Genomic DNA, 23,262 nt, shown 5'->3' with positions numbered 1-23,262 from the left:
GGCTTATCACCAGGAGAAGCCTTGCGCGCCCGTTTCCATCCACTGCTGTTGCGCACTGTCGAAGTAATAGCCATGCACATGCGGATCTGCGTGGACGTCGGGACGTCCATGCGTCGTCCAGTGCGAGGACTGTGACGGTGCGTCGACACCATTGACCTTCGGCCATGAGGGTCCGGGGAACTCAGCTGCTTGGCGATACAACTCGCCGGTCTCACTGCTGATCTTGCCCCCGAGTACGGTGTGCGGGCGGCCTTCTGCTTCCGGCAGTGGTTTTGGCATGTCGGCTCCTTGGGGTCCATTCAAGGGATGCCGATCGAGCGGGATGTGATTTCCCGCATCATCGCGAGGAATATAGAGCTGTCTTCGAGGTGCGGGTGGTGGCTCGCCACTTGAGGGCGGTCCGCCGCCGGGTGGTCCACCGCCGCTGGGGGGCCGGCCCACAGGTGGTCGCGGCACGGAGCCACCAGGAGCCCTCAGCGCCAGAGCGCTCTCACCGATCATGGGCGCAATGAAGGACAGGGCAATTGCGGCGACCGTTAGAGTCGTCTGCATTGCTTGGTAGTTCTCCTGCATCTCCAACTCGCGGAGATTAGTCGGATACTGGGAAGGTTCCGGAGCTCGCAGCGGCGTGAGGGCGACCTGAAGGATGGCCTCGCCCCCTGGTAGGGCGCCACCGATGTGGCTGGTTGCTGTGTCCAACAGCCAGTTCCGGGCACCGGCTTTGGCGGCCTCGTACTTTTCTTCCTTTGTCACGATGCCGCTTCGAGCCGCCTCACCCTTCGCTTGGTGACGCTTCGCCTCTCCTTGGGAATATTGCCGTTGCTGTTGCAGGGCGGTAATGGCTGAAACCTGTTGTGGCTTGTCAAAGTTTTTCGGAACATCATCGACGCCCCTATACACGTCTCCAATCTGGTCCGGCGTAAGAGCCGAGGAGGCGTGTCGATTTCTCTCATACTCCGCCTGCGCGGCTGTGGACATCGTGCCGGTCACGTCCCTCAAGTTGACAGCATTCCCGCGACCGTACGAGTACAGGTTCGGCCCGTCGACGATGCCGCCCGGGTCGCAACTCGTCCACCGGCCTAGCCACGGGGCGCAATACCGGGCGCCGTGATATTCCAGCCCTGTTTCCTCGTCCCGTTCCTTGCCGGTGTAGCGATACCGCTTGGGGGCTTCCAGAGACGACCGGGCAGCCTGGTAGGAGGTGGATCCGTACGGGTAGTACTCCTCGTAGGAGATGATCCGGGCCTGGTCGTCCACTTCGACCGATGCCGAGCCGAGGTGGTTGCCGAGCTGATAGCGGTTGAGTTGGGCAGGGGCGGAATCGGTACCGAGAGAGCGGGTTTCGACGAGAGCGACGCGGGTGTGGTCATCCATGACGTGGAAGGTTTCACGTTCAAGGGTGACCGTCGTGCCGTCGGGGCCGTATTCGCGGTAGATCTCGACGTTGCCGAGGTAGATACGTTCTTTACTTCGCACGGGTGTGGCGCCAGCTACGGAAAAACCCTCGGTAACTTTGCGGACGCGTTGTCCGGCGGAGTCATAGACGTAGTAGGTGGTTTCGGGGGTTCCGGAGCTGACGTGCTGGGTGGCGCTGGCGGCTAGTTGGTCGTGGTGGTTGTGCCGCATGACGGCCAGGTGCCGCATTTCGGTCATGTTGCCGTGTGCGTCGTGCGTGAAGTTTTCGGCGTCTGTTCCTGTGCGGCTGGAGGACAGGCGGTTGCTGTAGTCCTGGGGGTTCAACTGGCTGGGTTCGGTGTAGCTGTAGGTCCGGGTCCAGCCGGTGTTGGTGGGGGCGTGGCCTGCCGGGTTGGTGGCTAAGTGCTGCATCTCTTGGATGTTGCTGGCCGCGTCGTAGGTGTAGCGCTGCCGGTATGTGCCCATGGCGTTGCTGTCGCCGGGGTGGGCGAGGCCGGTTCTCGGGGCGTCGGTCCAGCTCGTCGGTGTGGGCGCCGGTCGTGAACCGGCCGTCAGGCCAACGTGTTCGCGCCCTGTCGCTTCGATGAGCCGGAACACCGCGTCGTACACGTAGTGCGTGCTCGGTTCGACCCGCTGATTGCGGAAGAAGATGGTCTGTTGGGCGTCGTCACGGACGTGTGTGATGTTGCCGGCCGCGTCGTATACGTACGACAGGTACTGGACGCCGCACGGCACCTGGCCGGGTGACGGGCAGTCATCGGGGAAGCGTTCGCCTCGTCTGGTGTGCAGGCTCGTGAGCCGGAAGGTGTGCGGGTCGTACCGGTACTTGGTGCGTACGCCGTTGCCGTAGTCGATGCAGGTGCGGCGGCCCTTGGCGTCGTAGCCGATGCCGGTGACGAACGTCGTGGAGGTGGGGGCGCCGCCCACATTTGCGGTAACGGTCTCCAGGAGTCCGGCGTCGTTGTACGTGGGTGCCAGGACGGTGCGGTCCGCCGTGGTGACCGTGATCGGGCGGTTCAGTGCGTCGAAGCGGGTCGCGGTGGCGTAGGCGGGCCCGTCCCAGCGGGGTGGCAGTGCCCAGTCCAACGCCTGGCGGTACTCCGCGGCCAGGCGGCGCTCGCTACTTGTGAGGTTGCCGGCGAAATCATACTGTAGGTGGGTGAGGACGCCGGCTCCGTCGAAAAGCTGGTAGGCACGGCCCAAGAGGTTGCTCGCTTCGGCAGCGGGCCGGCCACCCGGATGGTCGGGATCGTCGCCGTAGGTGGTGCGGGACACCAGTAGTTCGGTGGCGGCGCCGGTCTGGCGCAGCCACTCGCCGATGGGCCGGCGCAGTGCGTCGTAGGTGATGCGAAGGTCGTTGCCGAGACTATTCCAGGTGCGTACCGAATGGCCGACGACGTCAATGAGGGTCCAGCGTTCGCCGGCTTCCATGCTGGCTTGGTGGATGCGGTGGCCGAGCAGGTCGTAGTCGTAGCGCATGACGACGCGGCCGAGCGCGTCGTTGATCTCGCGCTGATTGCCCTCGACATCGTGGGCGACCCGGCTGGCGTGCTGCTCGGTGACGGCAGCGCCGTCGCGGGCGAACCGGTTGACGGCGATGGTGAGGAATACGCGTCCAAGGCTGTCGGTGAATGCGGTGGTCGGCGTGTCGGCGAAGACCTCGGACTGTTCGGCCGCCTCGCGCTCAGGCCCGGGCGGTCCCTGGAGCCGGGTGGTGCGCCACGACGGCAGGTACTCGTCCGGGCGGAGCCGCCGGAAGAAGCCGCCGACATCTGCGTCGGTTGATGGATCGTCGACCGCGATGGTGTCACTGACGTCGTGGGTGACCTGCCGCCACGGGTCGAAGACCGCCTTCTCCCAGGTGTGGTCGGGGTGCAGCGTTGCTACAACGCGGCCGAGCGGGTCACGGCAGAGCACCGGGCTCACGCCCTTGGTGCGGGCGAATTCGAAGGCCGGAGTGGCGCTGAAGAAAGGCTCGTACTGCCGAACCGGCTGGCCCTTGTTGTCGAACACTGTCCAGCCGCTGGTCACCCACCGCTCACTGACGTCCGGGCCGCCGTCGTCGAGCGGGCCGTCTTCGGCACGTGCCTTGTGCTGGATCTCGCGGCCGAAGCCGTCGGAGTAGGACGAGCGGGCCTGTACCCGCGGGTTCGGGTCGGAGTCCGGACCTGTGGCGTGACGCTCGCGCGCGAGCGTGAGCACGACCGCGGGCGGAGCGCCGGTGGGTGCAGCGCCCGCCTCAACAGGGGCGGTACGCCAGCGATGAAAGGCGTCGAGGTCGTACAGCAGCCGGGTGCCCGCGCTGCCGAGCACAGCGAGCGAGTCGTGCAGCGGCCGGGTCAGATGTGCTCGCGCAACATCCTCGGGTAGGTCGGGCTCGAATCCGGCCAGGCTGTCGCCCACCTCCTCGTCGGCACCGCCGGAACGCACTTTGCCCATGGTGGCGGTTCCGGTGACCAGGCCGAGCACGTCGAAGGCGGCTGCGGCACGGTTTCCGTTGGGGTCGGTGACCAGCGCGGGTGCGAGGATCCGGTAGTCGTTGCGCCATACGGTGCCCTCTGGCCGTCGCTCACCGACGGTGACCTGGTTGCCGCGTGCGTCGGTGGTTTCGCGGGCCAGCAGGTCGTACGGGTCGTAGCCGACGGTCGTGACCGCACCGTACGGGTCGTGGAATCGGCGGGGTGTGAAGAAGTGCTCGAGTGCCTCCGGCAGTTCGGCAGCCGGGTCCCCCGATGTGGGCGCGAACCCGATGGTGCCTGAGCGCTGCCACCAGTACCCGTCACGGTCGTCGGCGGGGAAGCCTCCGGCGCCGCGCAGTGTGCCGCCGTCGATATAGGCGGCGCCTGGGAGGACCGCGCCGGGGTCGGGGATCAGTGGCTCCTTGACGCCGCCGTTGTCCCGCTCGTACACGGTGGCGAGTAGGCCTGGGGTGAACGCCAGTCGGTAGCGTTCATAGGGCAGCGCCCGCACCCCCGCCGAGCCGAGGGGTTGCGGCCCGGTGAGGTCGTCCCTGAGGAAGAGCGTGCGGGTGTGCTCGATGAGCCGCCGGCGCGGACCCTGCCCTGTCGCGGTCGCTGCGGTGAGGTCCTCGTACGGTACGTCGGCGTGGCCGTTGTCGAGCGCGGCCAGCTCATGGGCGAGGGTGTCCAGGTCGAGCAGCGGCGTGATCGCGACACCGGATGCCAGGGGCGCGGCATCGGGAATTGGGTAGTGGTGGATCTCGTAGCTGCGGCTCTCACACGGCTGCGGTGTCCGCCATGCGTCTGGCGTGTCGATCGGGGCGGTGTAGGTGGTGTCGGTGACCTGGAGGGCCCAGCGTTGCTGGGCGCCGTGGTCGTTGTCGGTCAGTCGCTTGTCAGGGTCGCGGTGCCGGCGTCCGTAAGCGACGCTCGCGGAGCGCAGCACGTTGCCGAAGGTATCGACGGCCAGCACTAGTTCATGGCCTACCCGCGGGTCGGCGACCGTCATTGCTTCGCCGCCGCCAGGACCATCGACGTCGTAGAGCGAGCGTTCGTAGTGGAACTGGACGGACTCGCGAGGATGGCAGAAGAATACCGCGTGCAGGTTCGGCCCTGCCGGCTGCACGACCTCCACCGCGTAGCTGCGTTCACCTACCGAGTACGGGCGGTCGGACGACTCAACGCCGTCCTCGGCGTAGACCTCTTGACGCAGTACCGAGCCCCGCAACGCCCGGTACGCCTGCCGCATCTCTTCCGGGGACAGGGGCCATGGGGTGAGGGTACCGTCCGGCAGGCGGCGCAGCGGGGGCGGTGGCGGGTCGGGCCGCAGCATCGCGGCGAAGTCCTTGTCGCCTAGCCCGGGCAGGCCCTGGCTGATATCGCCTTCGCGGTAATACTCTGCGGCCAATACCTGGGACACCTCACGCCCGTCGGTGAATGCTCCTGTGTGGTACCAGGTCGTGGTGCGCACCGGGGGTAGGTGGGAGGCGGCGTCGACGTTCACCAGGTCGGGCAAGTACGCCGGGAGATCATCCGAGGCACTCAGCACGGCGAGGTGAGCGGTGTCCCACTGGTCGACGCATGCGAAGCCGCGGAACTCGCGTTCCTCTCCGTCGAAGTAGCCGTGGTGGTAGGCGTAGCGGGTGACGAACCGGTTCCGGCTGACGTGGTCGACTGTCTCCACCCGGTCGACGACGTGAACGGGGAATGGCAGACGGGTGGCCCAAGGACGTCCCGCTGCCTGGTCTGCAAGGTAGAACGAGGTGGAGGACGCGTAGAAGATCCGCGTCTCGGCGCCGAGGTTGTTCTGGACGCCACTCAGCAGGTGCGGCTTTCCGTCGGGCATCAGTTCGAGGTACCGCAAAGGGGCGTGTGCGGTACCCGGCAGTGCCGACGACCATACGAGGCACGGCGTACCGTCGCCCAGGAGGTCCACGGTGGCCAGGGTGTCCGGCGTCGGGAAGGTTGCTAGCTCCACCGGCTTCGAACTCCACCGGTTGCCCGCCATGTTCAGGTAGGCCCTGACTCCGCGGGTTCCCGCATAGAGGAGATCCTGCGGGCCGGCGCCATCCAGGTCTGTCAGAAGGACACGGCGGGGATCAAACACGTCCGGATGGTCCAGCAGCGGCGGGTCATCCATCTCCACCCGTTCGCCGAATCGGCCGTAGCCGAGATTCGGCCAGTAACAGACCTCGTCGTGACATACCCTCACCAGGTCGGCCAGGCCGTCACCGGACATGTCTGCGACAAAAACTGCGTACTGCCCGTCGGCGAACACCAGCCGGGCGCCCCGTTCGTCTGTCAGGGCGGTCGGCACCTGCACGGCCGGGCCGAACCCCGCTTCGCCTGCCGACGGGTACCAGGTCAGCGCATCACCTTCGGTGACCAGGACATCGGCATGCCCGTCCCCGTTGAGGTCGACGAAGCGTAGGTTGTCGTCGTCCCAGCGGACGGCGGGGAGTTGAGCGAAGGCCCTGAACGGGGCCCAGCCTCGGTCGGTCGTGCGCTCGAAGAAGCCGGGGACCGGACCGGTGAAGGACACCAGATCGAGCTGTCCGTCGCCGCTTAGGTCAAGCAGTTGGCCACCGTGCCCCGGTGACGCCAGTGCCGGTGCGGCGGCGACCTGCTGGACTGCGTCGAGGCTCCCGCCGCCCCGGTTGTGCGCGTAGTACCAGGCGCCCGGCTCGGTCGCGAGCACGCCCGAGATTCCCTCGCCGTCCAGGTCGGCCCACCGGATGGTTGTGCCAGAAGCGCCCACGGGGAGCCGTGCCGACTCACCGGCTGGTGCACGGACGCCCGTTGCGGCACCGAGAGACAGAGGAGAGTAGGCGAACTCCAGTGGGGGCAGGGCTCGGCGGAGTACGCCGTTGTCGGTCCGGCGGTGTCCGCACTGTGTTGCCGAGACGAGCAGCGACACCGCGTGGTCTGCGCGCACGGCGCCGGGAGCCGCCGTCGGCTCGTCGCTGTAGGACAGCTCCAGTGACCGCACAAGGCAGTCTCGGCCGGCGGTGGGTTCCTCCGGGAAGTGATGGAAGACGAGGATCCGCCGGCACAACCGGTAGGTGCGCACCTCGAAACCGGCACGATGCGTGGAGAACGGATCCCGCCTGCACAGCCACGTTCCCGTACTCTGCGGTGCGGGAGCGTCCTTGTCGTGCTCGCCATAGTCAAGGACTACCTCGAACATCCACTCGTCCGGACCGGGACGGCGGTCGGACAGCGTTGAGGTCCGATTGCCGTAGCGAATGCGCTTGAGGTAGCGCTGAGTGGCTCGAGAAGTCTCGGTGCGGTGCCGTTCGTGGGCGGCCGTCACCTCCACTCTGTCGGAATTCTCCGGTCGGTACTCGTACTGGACGACGTTGCCCTTGTCGTCCCACGTCTCGCTGATCAGCCAGCTGAACACCCGCCGTGGCGATCCGGCCAGATCCGGCAGACCTTGCACACGCGATTCGTCGTCGGTGCCGTACAGGGTGGTGATGTTGTCCCGGCTGATCGAACGCCAGTGCACGGCGCCGTTGGCGGTGTCGGTCCAGCACTCGATGCGGGCGAACAGGCCCTCGGTGCGCGGCCGGTAGTGGCGCACCCGGTACGTGCGACCGTCCACAGTCTCGTCCGGCAGTACCGGGGCCGTCCACTGCCCTGCGGCATCCTCGACGAGCACTGGCACCAGATCCTCGGCGCCGGACAGCACAAAGACGTCTGAGTCCTCGGCATCGAGGTACCGCGGCAGCCCCTTGTCGGTCTTCCTCGTGACGGAAGGCAGGTTCAGACTCCACCCCAGCCCGAACGGGCCGTTCCCGGCACCGGAGTCATAATTCAAGGTCAGCTGCGGGCCGAAGCCCGCCCGGCCCGGCGGCGCCGGTACCGGAATCTGAACGCCCGCCGTTCCCGTCACCGCGTTAACGGTGAACTTCTCACCGATACCACGCAACGCTCCTCCCCCCTTCGGCAGGGTGACGGAAGGCGCGGCGATGGCGAACTCGTCGTGGGCGCCCGACACGCTGCTTGAGGGGGCATCACCGCCGGGAGCGCTCACACCTGGCCCCGGACACCAGCGGCCGACCGGACACGCTTACTGGACCTGAGCAACTGCCACCTCCAGCTCAACTGTCACAGCACCCATCAACTTGCAGGGCCGGGGGCTCGACCATGCGATCGAGGGGTCACCAAGCGTGCGAGGTGCCCGAGATGGAATCTCCCGCCTCTCACTCCTGAATCGGTGCATATGCCTATTGGATAGAACCCTGGCGATTTCTGCTCGCGCCTCTCTCATCCTCCGGGCCACGTGGGCTAACACTGACGCTCCGATGGGTGGGCCTTTGGCGGCCGGCCTCGGTCGACTGCGGCAGCCACCAGAAGACCTCGTCGGTTTCCCGGTTGTGCCGCCAGGCGGTCAGAGCGTGCGATGCCACGAGCCGGTCGAGGAGTTCCGCGGTTTGCTGGTGCGCGTACCCGCACAGGCGGGCGAGGGCATCGAGGTCCGTCCTGCCGGCGTCGCCCGAGGTGTGCGAGGCCAGAGCCAGCGCGGCCAGCCGCACGGCCGGCGGCCGCCCGGCCAGTACTGCAACCAGAGCGGGGCGCATCGCCCATTGCGCGGCACGGGCCCGCGCCCGGCCGTCCTGTTGGGAGAGGAGCGCTGCGTCCAGCAGCCATGCCTCCACGTGCGGGTGCCTGCCTGCTGTACGGCGCAGCCAGTCGGCGTGCTCCAACTCCTCCCAAAGCTCGCTACGGCCGCCCAGACGCATGCCGCGCAGCAGGCCAGCAGGCAGCCGGACGTAGCCGCCGGTGCCGGCACGCAGGGCGCACTGCAGCGCGAGGAGCCGTGCGGCGGGGGAGGTGAACTGGGGGAGTGCTGCTGACAGGTAGGTGAGCATCTCCCGCACGCGGGTGCGCTCAGCCGGGTCGCCCAGCGGCCTGGGATGGCGGCCGGGGCATCTCATCGGGCGGGAAGCGAGCAGCGTGGCGGGGACCACGGCGGTGTGGTTGGTGGCCGCCGCGCAGGCCGCGCAGGAATCGGAGAGACGCCAGGCGCGGCCGCTGCGGTCCCGGGTCAGGGTGAGCAGCACCGGCCCGGCGCAGCCGCGATGACGCAGATGCCAGGAGCAGCCCTGCGCCCGGCACTGGCAGGTGCGCAGATACGCCGGCAGTGCGTCGGCGTGCGCATGGCGGGCCAGATGCGCCAGGACGGCAGACCGGGCGGATGCGGCCTGCAGGGGAGGGGAGTGCACGGGGCAGTGCGGGCAGACGAGCCTGGGGCCGCCTGCCCGTGAACGCAGTTCCACCGTCCAGATACGCCGCACCGTGAGATGCGCGCCGGCAAGCCTCATCGGCCCGTCGTCCTCCTGTCTGTCCACGCCGCCATGGCGGGTGCTCCAGAGGGGCACCCGGGACGCACGCACGGTAGTGCAGATCTCTGCACTGTGAACGTCACTCCCGTCTCAGCAGATAGTGCAGAAGTCTGCACTGACAGGGCAGGGTCCTGCACCGTCGGATGGTGGAGTGACGATCTTGCCGCCCGACCCCGACTTCACCGCGCTGCGCGTCGAACTCGCGCGCCTGCGGGGCGAGCGCGGCTGGACCTTCGATGAACTCGCCGACCGCAGCGGCCTCGCCCGCCGCACCCTCATCGACCTCGAACACGGCCGCACCACCGGCAGCCTCACCACCTGGCACACCCTCGCCCACACCTTCGACGTGCCAATCGAGCAACTGCTGAACACCCTCTGCGACGACCACACCCCGCCCGGCACCCCGGATTCCTGACCGCACTGCACCCGCTTGCGTCTGGGTTGCGAATCACCCGAACCGGCGAGCACGCATCGAACCCTTCAGCGTCAATCGGATCGGATGTTCGGTGTTGCTCGGCTGCACGGGGGACTCCGGCCCGGCCTTCCCCACCGTTGCGGGGTGTCGCCTGACACGGTCCCCGCCATGCACCCCAACACCGCCTCCGCCAGTTGCCACTGGGACGGCAGCCCACGCACCGCACGCCCCCGGCGCCCACTGCGGGTGAGTGCCACCAGCCCGAGCCGCCTGCTGCGCACCGGCCAGAGCGGCCGCTGCCGCCAGTGCGGCCACCGGATCGACCGGTACCAGCGCGCCGACCAGCGGCCCGTCGCCCTGCACCCGACGGAATTGGACGCCTCCCAGATCCCCGCCTTCTACCGCTGGCATCTGAGCGGCGGCATCGCCTATCCCCACGGCGACGGCAGCGCATGGTGCCGCATCCCGCACCTCGCACTCTGCCCGGGACGTACCCCCACCGCGCAGACCGGCCCGTACATCGAAGCCCTGCGCCGCCAACTCGGCGTCCGCACCCGCCGCCTGATCGAAACAGGCCAGTTCACCCCCGCCCCTCCCACTGCCTGCGAGCCGCCCGCCGACAGCGGCCGCCCCACCCGGCCTGTCGTGCAACTGCTGCTGGGCCGCTACCTCGCCGACGCACCCCTCGAAACCATCCGATGCGTGGCCCAGACCCGCCAACGCCATCGCTGCCCCCAGCCCGTGCTCGACCCCAGTCGTCCCCGAGGTGCGTGGACCCTGCTGCCCGCCAGCCCGCAGCGCGGCCAACTCGCTCTGCCCGCCACGCTCATGGCCGTCTACGACCTCAGCCGCCTGCCCTACGCCGAGCAGCTGCGCTGGCGTATTCAGCGCTGCCCCGCCCATGCCGCAACCCTGGGCGCCGCGGATCTCGCGCCGGCCGGATGGCAGGTCTTCGACCCCCTCCTGCACACGGCGCACCTCCACACCCGCCTGCCCCACACCCCATCCGGCCACCGCGAAGAGGCATGACCATGCCGCACCACGCCCTGGACATCACCCTGACCAGAGCCCTCACACCGGCCCAACTCCACCAAGCCGCCAAAACGATGCCGATCGCAGCCAACCACGACGCCACCCGCCTCATGGCCGTCGTACGCGCCAAAACCCCAGACAAGGCCTGCAACCGGCTCCGCCACCAAATGGGCGGACGGCTCCCCATCGACGTGATCACCACGCACTACCCCGACCCACAAGGGCAGATCCTGCTCAACGTCGCCTTCCCGCCCACCGCACACGCCCACCTCGACGCCGCCGCCGAACACGCGGGTCAGCCGCTGCATCTGTTCGTACAAGGGGCTGTCCACCGGGCCTTGGTCCGGCACGCCGACGAGGAGAGCGACCGCCTCGACCGCGCACTCCAGCACCTGCTCGTCGGCACCATCCCTTCCCAACTCCTGGCAGCCCTCGGGCGGGCCCTCACCCACACCACTGGAGCCGCGCTGTGCTGAACCCCACCGACGAACAGCAAGCAGCGGCCGACGCCTTCCACGCCGGCGAGCACCTGGCCCTGCAGGCCGGGGCAGGCACCGGCAAAACCACAACACTCGCCCAACTCGCCCGCGCCACCCGGCGCCGCGGCCGCTACCTCGCCTACAACCGAGCCATCGCCCAGGACGCCAGCGCCCGCTTCCCGCCCACCGTCAGCTGCAAGACCGCCCACGCCCTCGCCTACGCCGCCATCGGCCACCGCTACACCCACCGACTGAACTCCCCCCGCCGCCCCGCCTGGCAGACCGGCCACGCCCTCGGCATCACCAAAGCCATCCGCATCGGCGAACGCGACCTCACGCAGAAGACCCTCTCCAACGCTGCCCTGCGCACCGTCGCCCGCTTCTGTCACACCGCCGATGCCGTCGTCACCCGTCACCACGTCCCGCGCCTGCGCGGCCTCGAGGACACAGAACAGCACACCGAACTCGCCGCCCACATCGTGCCGTTCGCCCGTAAAGCCTGGGCCGACCTGCAGCACCCCGATGACGGTGTAGTCCGCTTCGAACACGACCACTACCTGAAAATGCGGGCCCTCACCCAGCCCAGGATCGACGCCGACTTCCTGCTCCTGGACGAAGCCCAGGACACCAACCCCGTCGTCGAACAGATCTTCCTTGCTCAGCGCGGTCACGCCCAGCTCGTCATGGTCGGCGACTCCGCCCAGGCCATCTACGACTGGCGCGGTGCCAAGGACGTCATGACCGGCTTCGACGGCACCCAGCTCGCCCTCTCACAGTCCTTCCGCTTCGGCCCCCAGCTCGCCGAGGAAGCCAACCGATGGCTCACCATCGCCGACGCCCCGATCCGCCTCACGGGCACCGACAGCGTGGCCACCGACCTGGGTCCCGTCGTCCTGCCCGACGCAGTGCTGTGCCGCACCAACGTCGGCGCCATGGCCCAGGCGATGAACCTCCTCGCCGCCGGCCAACGAGTTGGAGTGGTCGGGGGAGGCGACAGCCTGCGCGCCCTGGCACTGGCCGCCCAGGACCTCAAAGACGGCCGCCGCACCACCCACCCGGAACTCGTCCTCTTCGCCACCTGGGGAGAACTGCAGGACTACGCTTCCCACGACCCTGCGGGGCGCGACCTGCAACCGTTGGTTGACCTGGTCGACACCCACGGCGCCGAAGCCATCCTCGAAGCGGTCGCCCAGTTCGTCCCCGAACAGTCAGCTGAAGTGATCGTCTCGACCGCTCACAAGGCCAAAGGACGCGAATGGGCCTGTGTGAGAATCGCGGACGACTTCACCCCGCCTAAGGACAGCGACCAAAAAGACGGCATCGGGCGGGCGATCCCAGGCCCGATCGAGAACGGCGAGGCCCGCCTCGCCTATGTGGCCGTCACCCGCACGCGCCACCGTCTGGACATGAGCGGCCTGTCCTGGATCGACGACCATCCGGAGGGCAGACCGGCCAGGTGATGCCCGATCGCAGACCGCGCCTCGATGTCCAACGGCCCCTGAAACTGCCCTGATGGTCGCTGCTGCTGTACTGCCCTGCTCCAACAGTTCCGGACAGCCGAAAATGGCCCCCGTCCCACAGCCAGACGGGGGCTGCCGTCGACTACCTGGCGTGGGATTGTGGTCGGGCCTGACCACACAACCCCACCACGGTTCACGGCTCGGCTGTCCGGGGGCTAGGCGCTGCGCCGCGGTTTCCGTGCCGCCGTCTTCTTGGCTGCTTTCTTGGCGGGCTGCTTCTTTGCCGTCTTCTTGGTCGTCGTCCTTTTGGCTGTGGTCTTCTTCTTGGGCATGTCGTGGACGGTGGCGTCCTCGCCCCGGGAAGCCTTGGCCTTGGCCACGGACTCCTTGAGCGCGGCCATCAGGTCGACGATCTGCCCGGGCGCTTCCTCGGGTTCCTCGGCCGTGGGCGGTTCGCGGTTCTCCCGTTTCGCGTCGATGGGCTGCTCCGCCTGAGCGATCTCGCCCTCGGTGAGCTCGACCTCTTCCGGTTTCAGCTGGGACTGGTCGCGGATCTCGTCGGCCCAGCGCATCGCGTGCAGGACGATGACGTTGTCGCGGACCCTCAGCAGGCCGAGGCGTTCACGGCCGCTCCAGGCGTACTTTGCGATGGCCACCTTTGACGACCGCTGCAGGGCCTGTCTCAGTACTGGCGATCCCGTTATCTGTAGCTGCGGAATGGGCCGCTGGGCGGTCGATCTGGGGATGCCGTCGTTCACTTATAGCGGGCCAGCAGCAGGAGACGCCGACTGAGAGAGAGGTATGCGTGGCCTGCCAATAGGGTGTGGCGCGGGTGTGGTTGAGGAGCTGGCGCTGGAGGAGTGGCGGCGGCGCCTCCCGCTCTTCCCTCGCGTCCTGTTCGTCCTGGACGGCACCGGACCCGCCGGTGTCGAGAACCGGATCCGCCCCGCGCGGGGCCGCCGCCCGGCAGTTGGCGCCGTCCCGCTTCCTGCACGACTCCCGCCTTGAAGGGATCGTGCAATCGCCCATGCTGCCCGTCGTGCTCGCCGGGCTTCCATGGCCAGATTCTGCAGTTGGTCGTGCTCACGGATACACGTCCGCCACTGGTCGACATGCTGCGGGGAGCCTCTCTGGGGAGCAGCGAACCCAGCCAGCTCTCGGATCCCGGTCCGCAAACCAAACAGAACCAGCTCACACGGTCCTACCCTGGGCCGCCCGTACCAGCAGTCAGCACAGCTGCCTCGCGCAGATGCGTGACGGCTACGGGGCGCGCAAAATTGAAACAGGTCACCGCGAGGACCGATTGCCTCGCTATGCGGCGTCGAGTCGCCACTTCTGCCCATCGGCGCCCCCAGTGCTTATAGCCTGCGTCTGCCCTGGGAGACGAAATGGTCGACGTATTGATCATCACGGCGCTACCGCTGGAGTTCGAGGCGGCACATTATGCCGGGTTGGCGTCGACCGCAGGCGAGGTTGGAATTAGCTGGTGGGAAGAGATAGCCCCGGACACTAACGCACCATACGAGCTGGGTAATTACGTGTGCCCTGACGGCGTAAGCCTTACTGTGGCCCTTGCTCAGTCAGACCGGATGGGAGGCCTGGCGACTGGGCCGCTCGCATCCGAGCTGGCAGCGCAGCTGAAGCCACGCTGCCTGGCCATGAGTGGCGTCTGCGCCGGAGAGCCAAGGAAAACAGCGCCCGGCGACGTGGTCGTCGCAAACATGGCGTACGCCTGGGACGAGGGCAAGCAGACGGTCCAGGAATTCCTGGGAGACCACCATCACCAACCCCAGCAGATCAAGCTAATACGCGCGGCGCGTCGTCTAGACGCCGGACAATTGCCAAGCTTTGCCGACGCGACCGACGAGGGGGCAAAGCTCTGGTTCTTGGAACTGCTCCTCATCGGCCAGAATCCAAGAAAACATGCTGCCCGCGAACGCTATTTTCCCCCGGGTACGTGGAAGCCTCGGCTAGCTGCGTTCCAGCGCGAGAATCTGATCACGCTGGAGGACACCGGATACACATTGACTGACCACGGGCGCTCCTACATCAGGCGCACCATCGAGGAGGATGCCGAGGGGCCGGATCGGCTTCCGTTGGGCATCGTGGTGGGCCCGATGGCGAGCGGCAGAGCGGTCATCGAAGACCCCGGAATCTGGCGACAGCTCAGCCAAATGGGCGTCCGTAAGATCACTGGCCTGGAGATGGAGGCTGCAGACATCGTCAGGGTCGCAGAGCAGCAGGAAATCCCCTTCTGGCTTGTCGCCAAGGGCGTCATGGATCACGCCGATCCAAGCAGGGACGATCGGTACAAGGATTTCGCTGCGAAGGCGTCGGCCGAGGCCCTCTACGCGCTGCTCGGTAATCTCGCTGGCACGATCACCGACCGACGCACGGAGGGCGGCGCCGCCCCAACCGTTCTGGACTGGCGAACCCGCCTCCGCAAGCAGGGACTGCTTGCCTGGCCTGCCGAGTTGTTCGCCGCCGGAACAGCAGAGACCGACGCTGCCGACAACGCGAGCCCGGACGCGGAACCCGACGGCAATCTCCACCCCCATGACGCGCCTCTGCAGCAGGGCGAGGCCGTCGACGCCGGCGCGCTGGGCGCTGGCCGACTACCGAATCTGCAACTGCAGTTCGAGAGTCTCGGTCGAAAGTTCGACAACTGGAAGAAACCCGTTCACCGAGAGCCCGACGAGAATTGGGTCCAGATCTTCTGGATTGTCGGCGAGCCCGGACCACACCGGAGTAAGGCGCTACTCGCCATGGTGTCAAGAGCGCGGAATCTTCCTGATCCGCGTGCCGTCTATGACCCTGGTCGTAATCTCGATCTAGCAGCGGAAGCCATCGCAGAGTTGGGCCACGCCAAACTCCCGGAATGGCCAGCACTCATCCCCGTAGATCTCCCGTCCCACCAGGAAAGATCCAGCTGGAGCAAGCTGCGTGCGGTGCTAGACGGCATCCACCGGGACGAGCACCCGCAGAAGACTCCCCATCCAGTCCTAGTCATCGGCGGCACCGCGGCGCAGGCACAGGACGCGTACGACATCCTGCAGACGTCGATCAGAACTGCCCCTTTCACAGCAAACGGCCTACCCCAGGCTCGCCCGGACAGCCACACCGGCACAGAGAACATGGCGACACGGTCTCTTCCGGCAGAGCACATCTACAACCGAGGGCTGCCGAAGACCGCGCCGCAACTGTTCGGTCGTGAGGAGCAGTTGGCCCTGCTGTTGGACGCCTGGCAGTCCGACAAAACCCGGATCCTGTCCGTCGTCGCCCCAGGTGGGGTTGGAAAGTCCGCACTCGTCAATGAATGGCTGCGGAAGATGCGCGGCCTCGACTACCTGGACGCGCGGAGGGTTCTCGCCTGGTCGTTCTACAGCCAGGGAACGCAGGAGCACCTGGTCTCTGCCGACGAGTTCGTCAGGTCCGCATTGAAGTGGCTCGGCGACGACCAGCCACTCGCGCAAAGTCCGTCGCTACAAGGTGCCCGGCTGGCCAAGCTGATTCGTGAGCACCACTTCCTTCTCGTCCTGGATGGGTTGGAACCGCTCCAGTATCCGGAGACGGCGCCGGACGTTGGCGGCCAGCTAACCGATGCATCAATGGCGGCTCTCCTCCACGAGCTGGCCAAGCCCGAGTGGGAGGGGTTGTGCCTGATTACCACGCGGGTGCCGCTGACCGGCCTCACACCCCCTGGGAGCAGCGCAGCAGCAACCGTCGCCGAGCTAAGACTGAACAACCTCGACGACCAGGCCGGCGCCGATCTCCTGCAATCGCTGACCGGTCCGCAGAAGGATGCCTTGGAGGCCAAGCAAGCGGTCCAGGAGGTCCACGGTCACGCGCTGGCAGTCAACCTGCTGGGGCGCTACCTACGGGACGTACACGGCGGACAGCTCAGCGGCCGCTTTGAACTACGGAACCTCACCAGCTCGGTCCCCAACGGCGGGCACGCGCGGCGGATCATGGAAAAGTACGCCGAGTGGCTGGAGAGGGACGGTCGATCCGGCGAGCTTGCCATTCTCGACATCGTCGGCCTCTTCGACCGCCCCGCCCCGTACGCGGCAATCGCAGCCGTCCTGACTGACACCGAACAGGTTTGGTCAGCGCCGGGTCTGGACGAAGTCGGCGGCGCCGAGTGGGACCGGTGCGTTGCGAAGCTCCGGCATATGGGGCTGATCGGCAGTGAAACGGCGGGCCTGCCAGAAACCCTCGACGCTCATCCACTGGTCCGGGAGCATTTCCGCGACCGGCTTCGGAGCAGGGATAAGGACCTGTGGAAGGCAGGAAATCGTGCGCTCTACGACTACTACGCGCGCCGCGCCCCCACGCTGCCGGAGAACGCGTCGGAGATGAGCCTGCTGTATGCAGCCGTGAACCATGGCTGCGCGATCGGGCTGCACCAGGAGGTCTACGACAAGGTGCTCATTCCCCGGGTGTGGCGCGGTCCGCGCGAAGCCTATTCCACTCGGATCCTGGGCATGACCGGCTCCGAGGTGGTCGCCTTGTCCAACTACTTCCAGATGCCGTCCTGGACCAAACTGCGAAAAGAAGTTTCGCTGCCGAAGCAGGCCAGGCTCCTAGTGATGGGCAATGCCGCTCTCCGGCTGCGGCAGTTGGGCCGGCTTGACGACGCCCAGGCCAGTTGCAGCACGGTGCTCACCGCCGTCAAACCGTCGGCGGGCGAGCCGGCGTTGATGGCTGACGCAGCCTTCGCAGCGTCGCTCCACTGCGAGCTGCTGGTGATCGCCGGGCAGCTCCAAACGGATCGCGGCGCTCTGCACACCGCTACTCGCGCTATCGAATTCGCGGACCGCTGCAACGATGCCTACTTCAAGATGTACTCCAGGTCCTGTCTCGCCGAGGTTCACTTCATGGTGGGCGACCTCGACACAGCGCGAGACCGGTTCGATGAGGCCAAGGTGATCGCGGCGGATCAGAAGGTGAATCTGCCGTTCCTGTACTCACAGAACCTCTACCGCTACGGCTACTTCGTCATCGAGACTGGCGGTGCCGCTACGCTGTTGACCGACGCGGAGCAAGACCCTGGGTGGGGTCTTAGCGGTGAGAACTCCTCCCAGCTCTCGCGGGCCATCAAGCAGCTCATCCTCGGCGCGGCCTGCCGCTCGCTAGTCGAGCAGGGCGCGGTGGGCCGGGAGCACCTGTCAAGAGCCAGCACACAGGTGGACGACGCGATCGTGATGTTCCGCGGCGTCGGCTACACCGACTACATCGTGCGGGGACTCCTCGAACGGGCACACCTTCTGCGGATCCGGCGGCGGTTTGAGGACTACGCGAGCGCCCTCGACGATCTCGATGAGGCGCTGGCCGAGACCACGCGCGGCAACATGAAACTCCTGGCCGCCGACGTGTACTTGCAACAGGCGGCGTGCCACCTCACTCCTTGGCCGTCGATGCCCCCCGAGCACCAGACGGAGGCGAGGGCAGGCGTCGCGGCTACTCTGGCCGAGGCAGACCAGCAGGTCTCATCCCTCGGATACGGGCGCCGCTACACGATGCGGCGTGAGCTGAAGCGGCAGGCCCGGGACTACGGCATCGCCTGACCATCAGCCTACCGCAGGATGTCCACGACCCCGCAGGTCTCCCAAAGCGGCGACACAAAGTCGACCACTGCTTTGGCTTTCGGAATGGCGTTCACCAGGTAGGCCGACAGCCGGACGGCCCGAGCTTCCCTTTCGTATCGACGAGCACCCTTCGTTGTCACAGCACACGAGCACGAACGCTCTCACCGGGTCTGCGCGGCAGCAACCACCACTCGTGGATGGGCATCAGGGTCGTCGGCGTCATAGGGGCCATCAGTCAATCCGATCATCTGCACCGCGACTGCCCCGTCATTGCGGATGGCGTGCGACATACCGGTCGGGACAGTCACCAGGACAGTACCCGGCCCATCGAAACTGCGCTGCTGGACCGGCGTACCTGCGCCCTCATCCCAGTGCAGCGACCAGCAGTCTGCAGCCATGACGACCAGCAGTTCACGCCGCACGGCGTGGAAGTGATTCCCTCGGACGGCGCCGGGCTCGATCGTGGCGATGTGTATGTCCGCCACCGGGAACCGCCCGGCGAACAATTCCTCCGGGACGCTGAAGCTGCTTCCTCGGGCATCACCAGAGTCGTGCAATTCAACGACCGAGAATCGCTGATCGTTCACTCAGCGACCATCTCATCAAACCCCGGCCGACTCAACCGCAACCTGGCCTGCCGGGTTATGCCTATCCCGACCCGTCGTCCTCGGCCCCGGGTTCCTGTGACCTGGGCGAACTCCAGAGCGCAGGGAAGGCTCGCGCAACAGTAGCGAGGGCACGGCGTGCTGTTCCTCGGCGAGGTCGTCGTGGTCGGCGTCCAGGTTGGCGGCGGCGAGGACCAAGCGCTGCGCCTTCGGTACGTCGCCGTAAGGCACCTTCCCGCCGGCTCGGCGGCTGACGCTGTCTGACGGGTGTGCGCCAGAGCGGAGAGAACGGGGTGTGCAGCCGTCTCGCTGCGCGCGCTGGTGCAGGTCTGCGTATCACTGGAGCGGTGGCGTGCCCGCTCGGCGGAGGAACAGGGCGAGCCGAAGCCGCCGGAGAATCAGGAACTGAAGCTCGCCCGCGATGCTCTGGAGCACCTTGACGAGGCTCGACCGGAGGAAGGGGGCGCCCCTTCCCGAGTGGGAAGGGGGTAAGGGGAGGGCGCTTCGCCAGCTGCCCGAGCAGATGCTGGCCTTCGCGTTCGGGGAGGCGAGCTCTTTGAGGTGCTGGCCCCGGACCGGTTTGAACGAGGAAGCCCTGACGGTTGTGCAATCGATCGGGGATGAGCTCGACGCCTGGGCCCAGGCCACGTACGAGGACTTGATGAGAAACCGCCCTGAAGGCGGTTGGCTAGGCTCTGGATCATGTGGAGACAGGCAGCGACAGAGAACCGCCCTGGACGGTTGATGCCGCTGAACACTGTTGGTGATCAGCACCCCAACGCGGAAGCTTCGCAAACAGTGGCGAGCAGTTGGAAACGTGCGTCTTTAGCCCGCCTGCGACAGTAGTTGCCAGGCACCAGCGCATTGACCAGGACATCACCCCGTAGGCCCGGCATCATGAGACCTTAGGGGAGTTCGAATGAGCGAGCGCGTCTTTCGGCTCTTTAGGGAGAGCGCGAGCAGAGCGGGGAGACGCGTGGAAGACACCAGGGCTTCGGCTGTTGCGAGCGGAGCAGCGGTCCAGGTAGGCAGCAGCTTCATCGGCCAGACATTCGTCATGCACCGCCCCACGACCCCCTTCGAAGTGCCGTATCAACTGCCGCGCCCAGCCGATGTGTTCACCGGCCGGACCCAGGAAGTGCGGCAGCTTCTAGAGCAGTTTGCTCCGGCTGATGACCGAGAGGATGAGCCTCCGGCCATTTTGGTGACCGGCATGGGCGGAGTCGGTAAGAGCTCCGTGGTCTTGCAAGCGGCTCATGAAGCCGTGCGGCGGCACTGGTTTCCTGGAGGCGCCCTCTACCTGGACTTGCACGGACACGCCGCCGGAGCTGTGCCGGTCGATCCCTCCCAGGCGCTGGAGTCGGTGCTGAGGTCCATGGGAACTCACCCGGAGCAGATTCCGATCGACTTGGACAGCCGGGCGGCGATGTACCACACGGTACTCGCTGGTGCACAGGGTGCTGTCCTGTTGATGGTGGACAACGTCGCCACAGTGGAGCAGGTGAGTCCCCTGCTGCCGGCCGACCGGCGGCACCGGGTCGTGATCACGTCGCGGCACCGTCTGCCGTCCCTCATGGCCCTCAACATCAGCCTAGGACCGCTTCCGGCCGCCGAAGGTCTCCAACTGCTCGATGCCGCAGTCCACCGGCGCAACCCTGAGGACTCCCGAGTCGCCGACGACCCCGAAGCCGCCGAGCTCATCGTGCAGAGGACAGGCGGCCTGCCACTTGCACTGGCCATCGTCGCTGGCCAGCTAGCCAGTTACCCCAGACGCCAGCTCTCGGAATTGGCACGAGAGCTAGTCGGCGCCGAAGAGCGGCTGGAGCACCTCGGCCACGGCGAAGTGAGTGTGGGGGCAGCCATCGAGCTCTCCTATCGCAGCCTTCCTGAGGAGCAAAGACGGCTTCTGTCCCTGCTCGCCCTCACCGTCGGCCAGAGGTTTTCCACCGCAGTGGTCGCGGCGGGTCTCGACACCACCGCACGCGACGCGCAGCACCTGCTTGGCGAACTTGCCGCAGCACACCTGATCGAGGAAACCTCGAACTCCGAACACTGGGCGATACACGATCTGATCCGCGCCTATGCCACGACCGTGGCGCGCGATGTGATCGGCGAGATGGAACAGGACAAGGTCCGGGAGCGGATCCTTGACTTCACTCTCGATCACCCGGACGTTGTCGAGGGCGGCCCAAGTCTCTTCACCACACGGATCGGAGCCCGGCCCCTGGCAGGGGTCCACAGCGATGGCCCCAGTCCCGAAGACCGCTTGGGAGTGGTCCGGGACGTGGAAGTGCTCGCTGAACTGATCGCTGCTGTGGATACCCTGCCGCCACTGTCGATCGCCCTCATCGGGAACTGGGGTGCCGGCAAGTCCAGCTTGATGCTGCAGATCGAACGGCATATCGACCTGCTGGCACGCCTCTCCCGCACGCGGCCCGGCCGCAGTGCGTTCGTTTCCTCCGTCCGTCAAGTCCGGTTCAACGCCTGGCACTACAGCGACACCAACGTGTGGACGGGTCTGATCACGCATCTGTTCACCGCCCTGGCCAGTGAGGCCGAGGACGCGCTGGGCTCCGCTCCGGATCCCCAGCAGACGAGGCGGGACCGCGAGACCTTGCGCGCAGAGCTGGAGCAGCGCAAGGAGGCCGAGCAGCAACTGTCCGAACAGTTGACCGCAGCGGACAGAGCAGCGCCCGCACCTGGACGCTTCGCAACGCTGGGGTCGCCGGTCAGGTCCTACCTCGTCGGACGCGCCGCCGTGCGCCAGATCGCCAAGGACCTGCGCTTCAGTCTGCCCGTGTTGGCAATGTGGCTGTCTCTGGCGGGCGTGGCAACAGGCGTCTGGCTCCTGCGTGGCACGCTCACCGCAGTCATCACCAGCCTGCTCGCCATCGCCGCCGCCACCACTCCGATCCGTCCACTGCTACGGAGACTACGCACGGCTCACCGAGACATGCTCGCCTTCACTGAGCGCCGGTACAGCGAACTGGTCACGCAGCAGCGCGCTCTCAAAACCGAGATCGGTGCATTGCGGGAACGACTGGCCCTCGTCGATGCAGCAGCACGCCTTGGCGACTTCCTTCAGGAACACGCCGACGGAACCTCCTATCGACCGCACCAGGGAGTACTGGGTCAGGCCCACGCCGACCTCCTGCGACTCAGCCATGACCTCAAAGCCGCCCGACTCCAGTGGAGAACAGAAGGCACACCGTCCCCGCCACCGCTGGAACGCATCGTCCTGTATGTCGACGACCTCGACCGCTGCCCGCCTGACCGTGTCGTAGAAGTGCTACAAGCCGTGCACCTGATGCTCGGTCTCGATCTGTTCGTCGTGGTCGTGGCTGTCGACGCACGCTGGCTGATCCACTCGCTACGCCACCACCACAACGCACTCTTCCAACACGAGAACACGCCCACGGCCGACGACACGGCCTCGGACGCCAACGGGCTCGCCACCCCCGTGGATTACCTCGACAAAATCTTCCAGATTCCCTACGCCCTGAATGCACCAGCGGCCCAGACAATGGGGCGCTATCTGCGCTCCCTGCTGCCGACCTCTGACACCGATGGCACTCCGCAGGCCCCCATGGCGTCCTCAGCTCTCGATCCGTCACTCACTGCCGACGGAATTGAAGCAGAGAGGGATAACTCGCTTCCCCTGCACCACGAGGCAGCTGACCCCACAGCCACCGTGTCTGAGCCCCCGCCCGGGCCTGAACCGCTCACCAGGGCTATGGAAGACGCGGACCTGATGCCTCAAGGCCTGCGGATCGGAGCTGCGGAGATTGCGTTCATGGCCCAGCTCGGAGGGCTCCTGCCGACACCACGGGCCGCCAAGCGTTTGGTGAACCTCTACCGGCTTGTCCGTATCGGAATGCCGGCCACCGACCTACCTGCCTTTGCCAGCAGCACCGGCCCTGCCCCCTACCAGGCTGTACAGATCCTCCTGGGCGTTCTGGCGGGCAACCCGAGAGCAGCCGAAGAGCTCTTCCGACGACTGCTGGCCTGCCCCAACGACGACACACTCATCACGGCATTGCTCGACGAGCCGCCCCAAAACCAGTCGGCTTACGGGCGCCTGGCACGGGTACTCCCCGCCGTCCTACGCGACCTTCAGGCTGCATTTGACGTCCCGCTCACGGTCGGGCACTACCGGCGCTGGTGCACCGACCTGGCGCGCTACAGCTTTCACACCCGAGACTTCTCTCCACCGGACATGCCCATCGGCCAGCAGTGACCCCGATGCACGCCACGCGCTGGAGTCTCAGCGGCGGTTGCACCAGAGCAATGGGAACACAACCGGGAATCTGTGTAGACCTGACGGCATGAAACTATGGCGGTGCGGGGTGACGGCTCGTCGCCGTTGGCCAAGCGCCTCCGCGACAACTACACGCCCGAGGAGCGCGCTGCCAAGACCCGACCTTCTCGACCGCCCGGCCGACGGCAAACGTCGAGGCCGA

The 23,262-nt window shown here is 66.8% G+C and carries 10 protein-coding genes; 6 read left to right on the top strand and 4 right to left on the bottom strand.

Going from position 1 to position 23,262, the window contains the following annotated elements; translation table 11 throughout:
- Positions 1 to 6: 6 nt before the first annotated feature.
- Together OG293_RS00150 and OG293_RS00145 are read right to left on the bottom strand one after the other, a co-directional pair.
- Positions 7 to 7,875, bottom strand: coding sequence for a SpvB/TcaC N-terminal domain-containing protein (locus OG293_RS00150; RefSeq protein WP_405996680.1), 7,869 nt, complete (start codon positions 7,873 to 7,875; stop codon positions 7 to 9).
- 229 nt (positions 7,876 to 8,104) lie between these two features.
- Positions 8,105 to 9,229 (bottom strand): hypothetical protein, encoded by a 1,125-nt coding sequence (locus tag OG293_RS00145; RefSeq protein ID WP_405996679.1) that lies wholly within the window; start codon positions 9,227 to 9,229, stop codon positions 8,105 to 8,107.
- Between the two features lie 145 nt (positions 9,230 to 9,374).
- Here OG293_RS00145 and OG293_RS00140 point away from each other — a divergent pair, with 145 nt between their 5' ends.
- The 4 genes from OG293_RS00140 (at position 9,375) to OG293_RS00125 (ending at position 12,609) form a co-directional block, all read left to right on the top strand.
- A complete protein-coding gene (locus OG293_RS00140) occupies positions 9,375 to 9,638 on the top strand; it encodes a helix-turn-helix transcriptional regulator (protein WP_405996678.1) in 264 nt (87 codons plus the stop codon).
- 168 nt (positions 9,639 to 9,806) lie between these two features.
- The gene (locus OG293_RS00135; RefSeq protein ID WP_405996677.1) at positions 9,807 to 10,667 is read left to right on the top strand and encodes a DUF6083 domain-containing protein; all 861 of its coding nucleotides are present in this window, start codon (positions 9,807 to 9,809) and stop codon (positions 10,665 to 10,667) included.
- Positions 10,664 to 11,146 (top strand): hypothetical protein, encoded by a 483-nt coding sequence (locus OG293_RS00130; RefSeq protein WP_405996676.1) that lies wholly within the window; start codon positions 10,664 to 10,666, stop codon positions 11,144 to 11,146. Before OG293_RS00135 ends, OG293_RS00130 begins: the two co-directional genes overlap by 4 nt.
- Positions 11,143 to 12,609, top strand: a complete 1,467-nt coding sequence (locus tag OG293_RS00125) for a UvrD-helicase domain-containing protein (RefSeq protein ID WP_406003458.1) — start codon at positions 11,143 to 11,145, stop codon at positions 12,607 to 12,609. Before OG293_RS00130 ends, OG293_RS00125 begins: the two co-directional genes overlap by 4 nt.
- Positions 12,610 to 12,824: 215 nt before the next feature.
- On the opposite strand, the gene OG293_RS00120 is transcribed toward OG293_RS00125, so the two are convergent.
- Positions 12,825 to 13,265: a Ku protein gene (locus OG293_RS00120; protein ID WP_405996675.1), complete on the bottom strand. Its 441-nt coding sequence runs from the start codon at positions 13,263 to 13,265 to the stop codon at positions 12,825 to 12,827.
- A 732-nt stretch (positions 13,266 to 13,997) separates the two neighbouring features.
- Here OG293_RS00120 and OG293_RS00115 point away from each other — a divergent pair.
- Entirely contained in the window at positions 13,998 to 18,176 is a 4,179-nt protein-coding gene (locus OG293_RS00115) for an AAA family ATPase (protein WP_405996674.1), read from the top strand.
- Positions 18,177 to 18,358: 182 nt separating this feature from the next.
- Here the strand turns inward: OG293_RS00115 and OG293_RS00110 are convergent, their stop codons facing one another.
- Entirely contained in the window at positions 18,359 to 18,784 is a 426-nt protein-coding gene (locus tag OG293_RS00110) for a hypothetical protein (protein WP_405996673.1), read from the bottom strand.
- A gap of 994 nt (positions 18,785 to 19,778) precedes the next feature.
- Here OG293_RS00110 and OG293_RS00105 point away from each other — a divergent pair.
- Positions 19,779 to 23,039: a P-loop NTPase fold protein gene (locus OG293_RS00105; RefSeq protein WP_405996672.1), complete on the top strand. Its 3,261-nt coding sequence runs from the start codon at positions 19,779 to 19,781 to the stop codon at positions 23,037 to 23,039.
- The last annotated feature ends 223 nt before the right edge of the window (positions 23,040 to 23,262 follow it).

The sequence above is a fragment of the Streptomyces sp. NBC_00829 genome, from assembly GCF_045161795.1.
Taxonomy (GTDB): Bacteria; Actinomycetota; Actinomycetes; order Streptomycetales; family Streptomycetaceae; genus Streptomyces.
The sequence above is the reverse complement of the archived record's forward strand: the minus strand, read 5'-3'. Positions and strand labels throughout refer to the sequence as shown.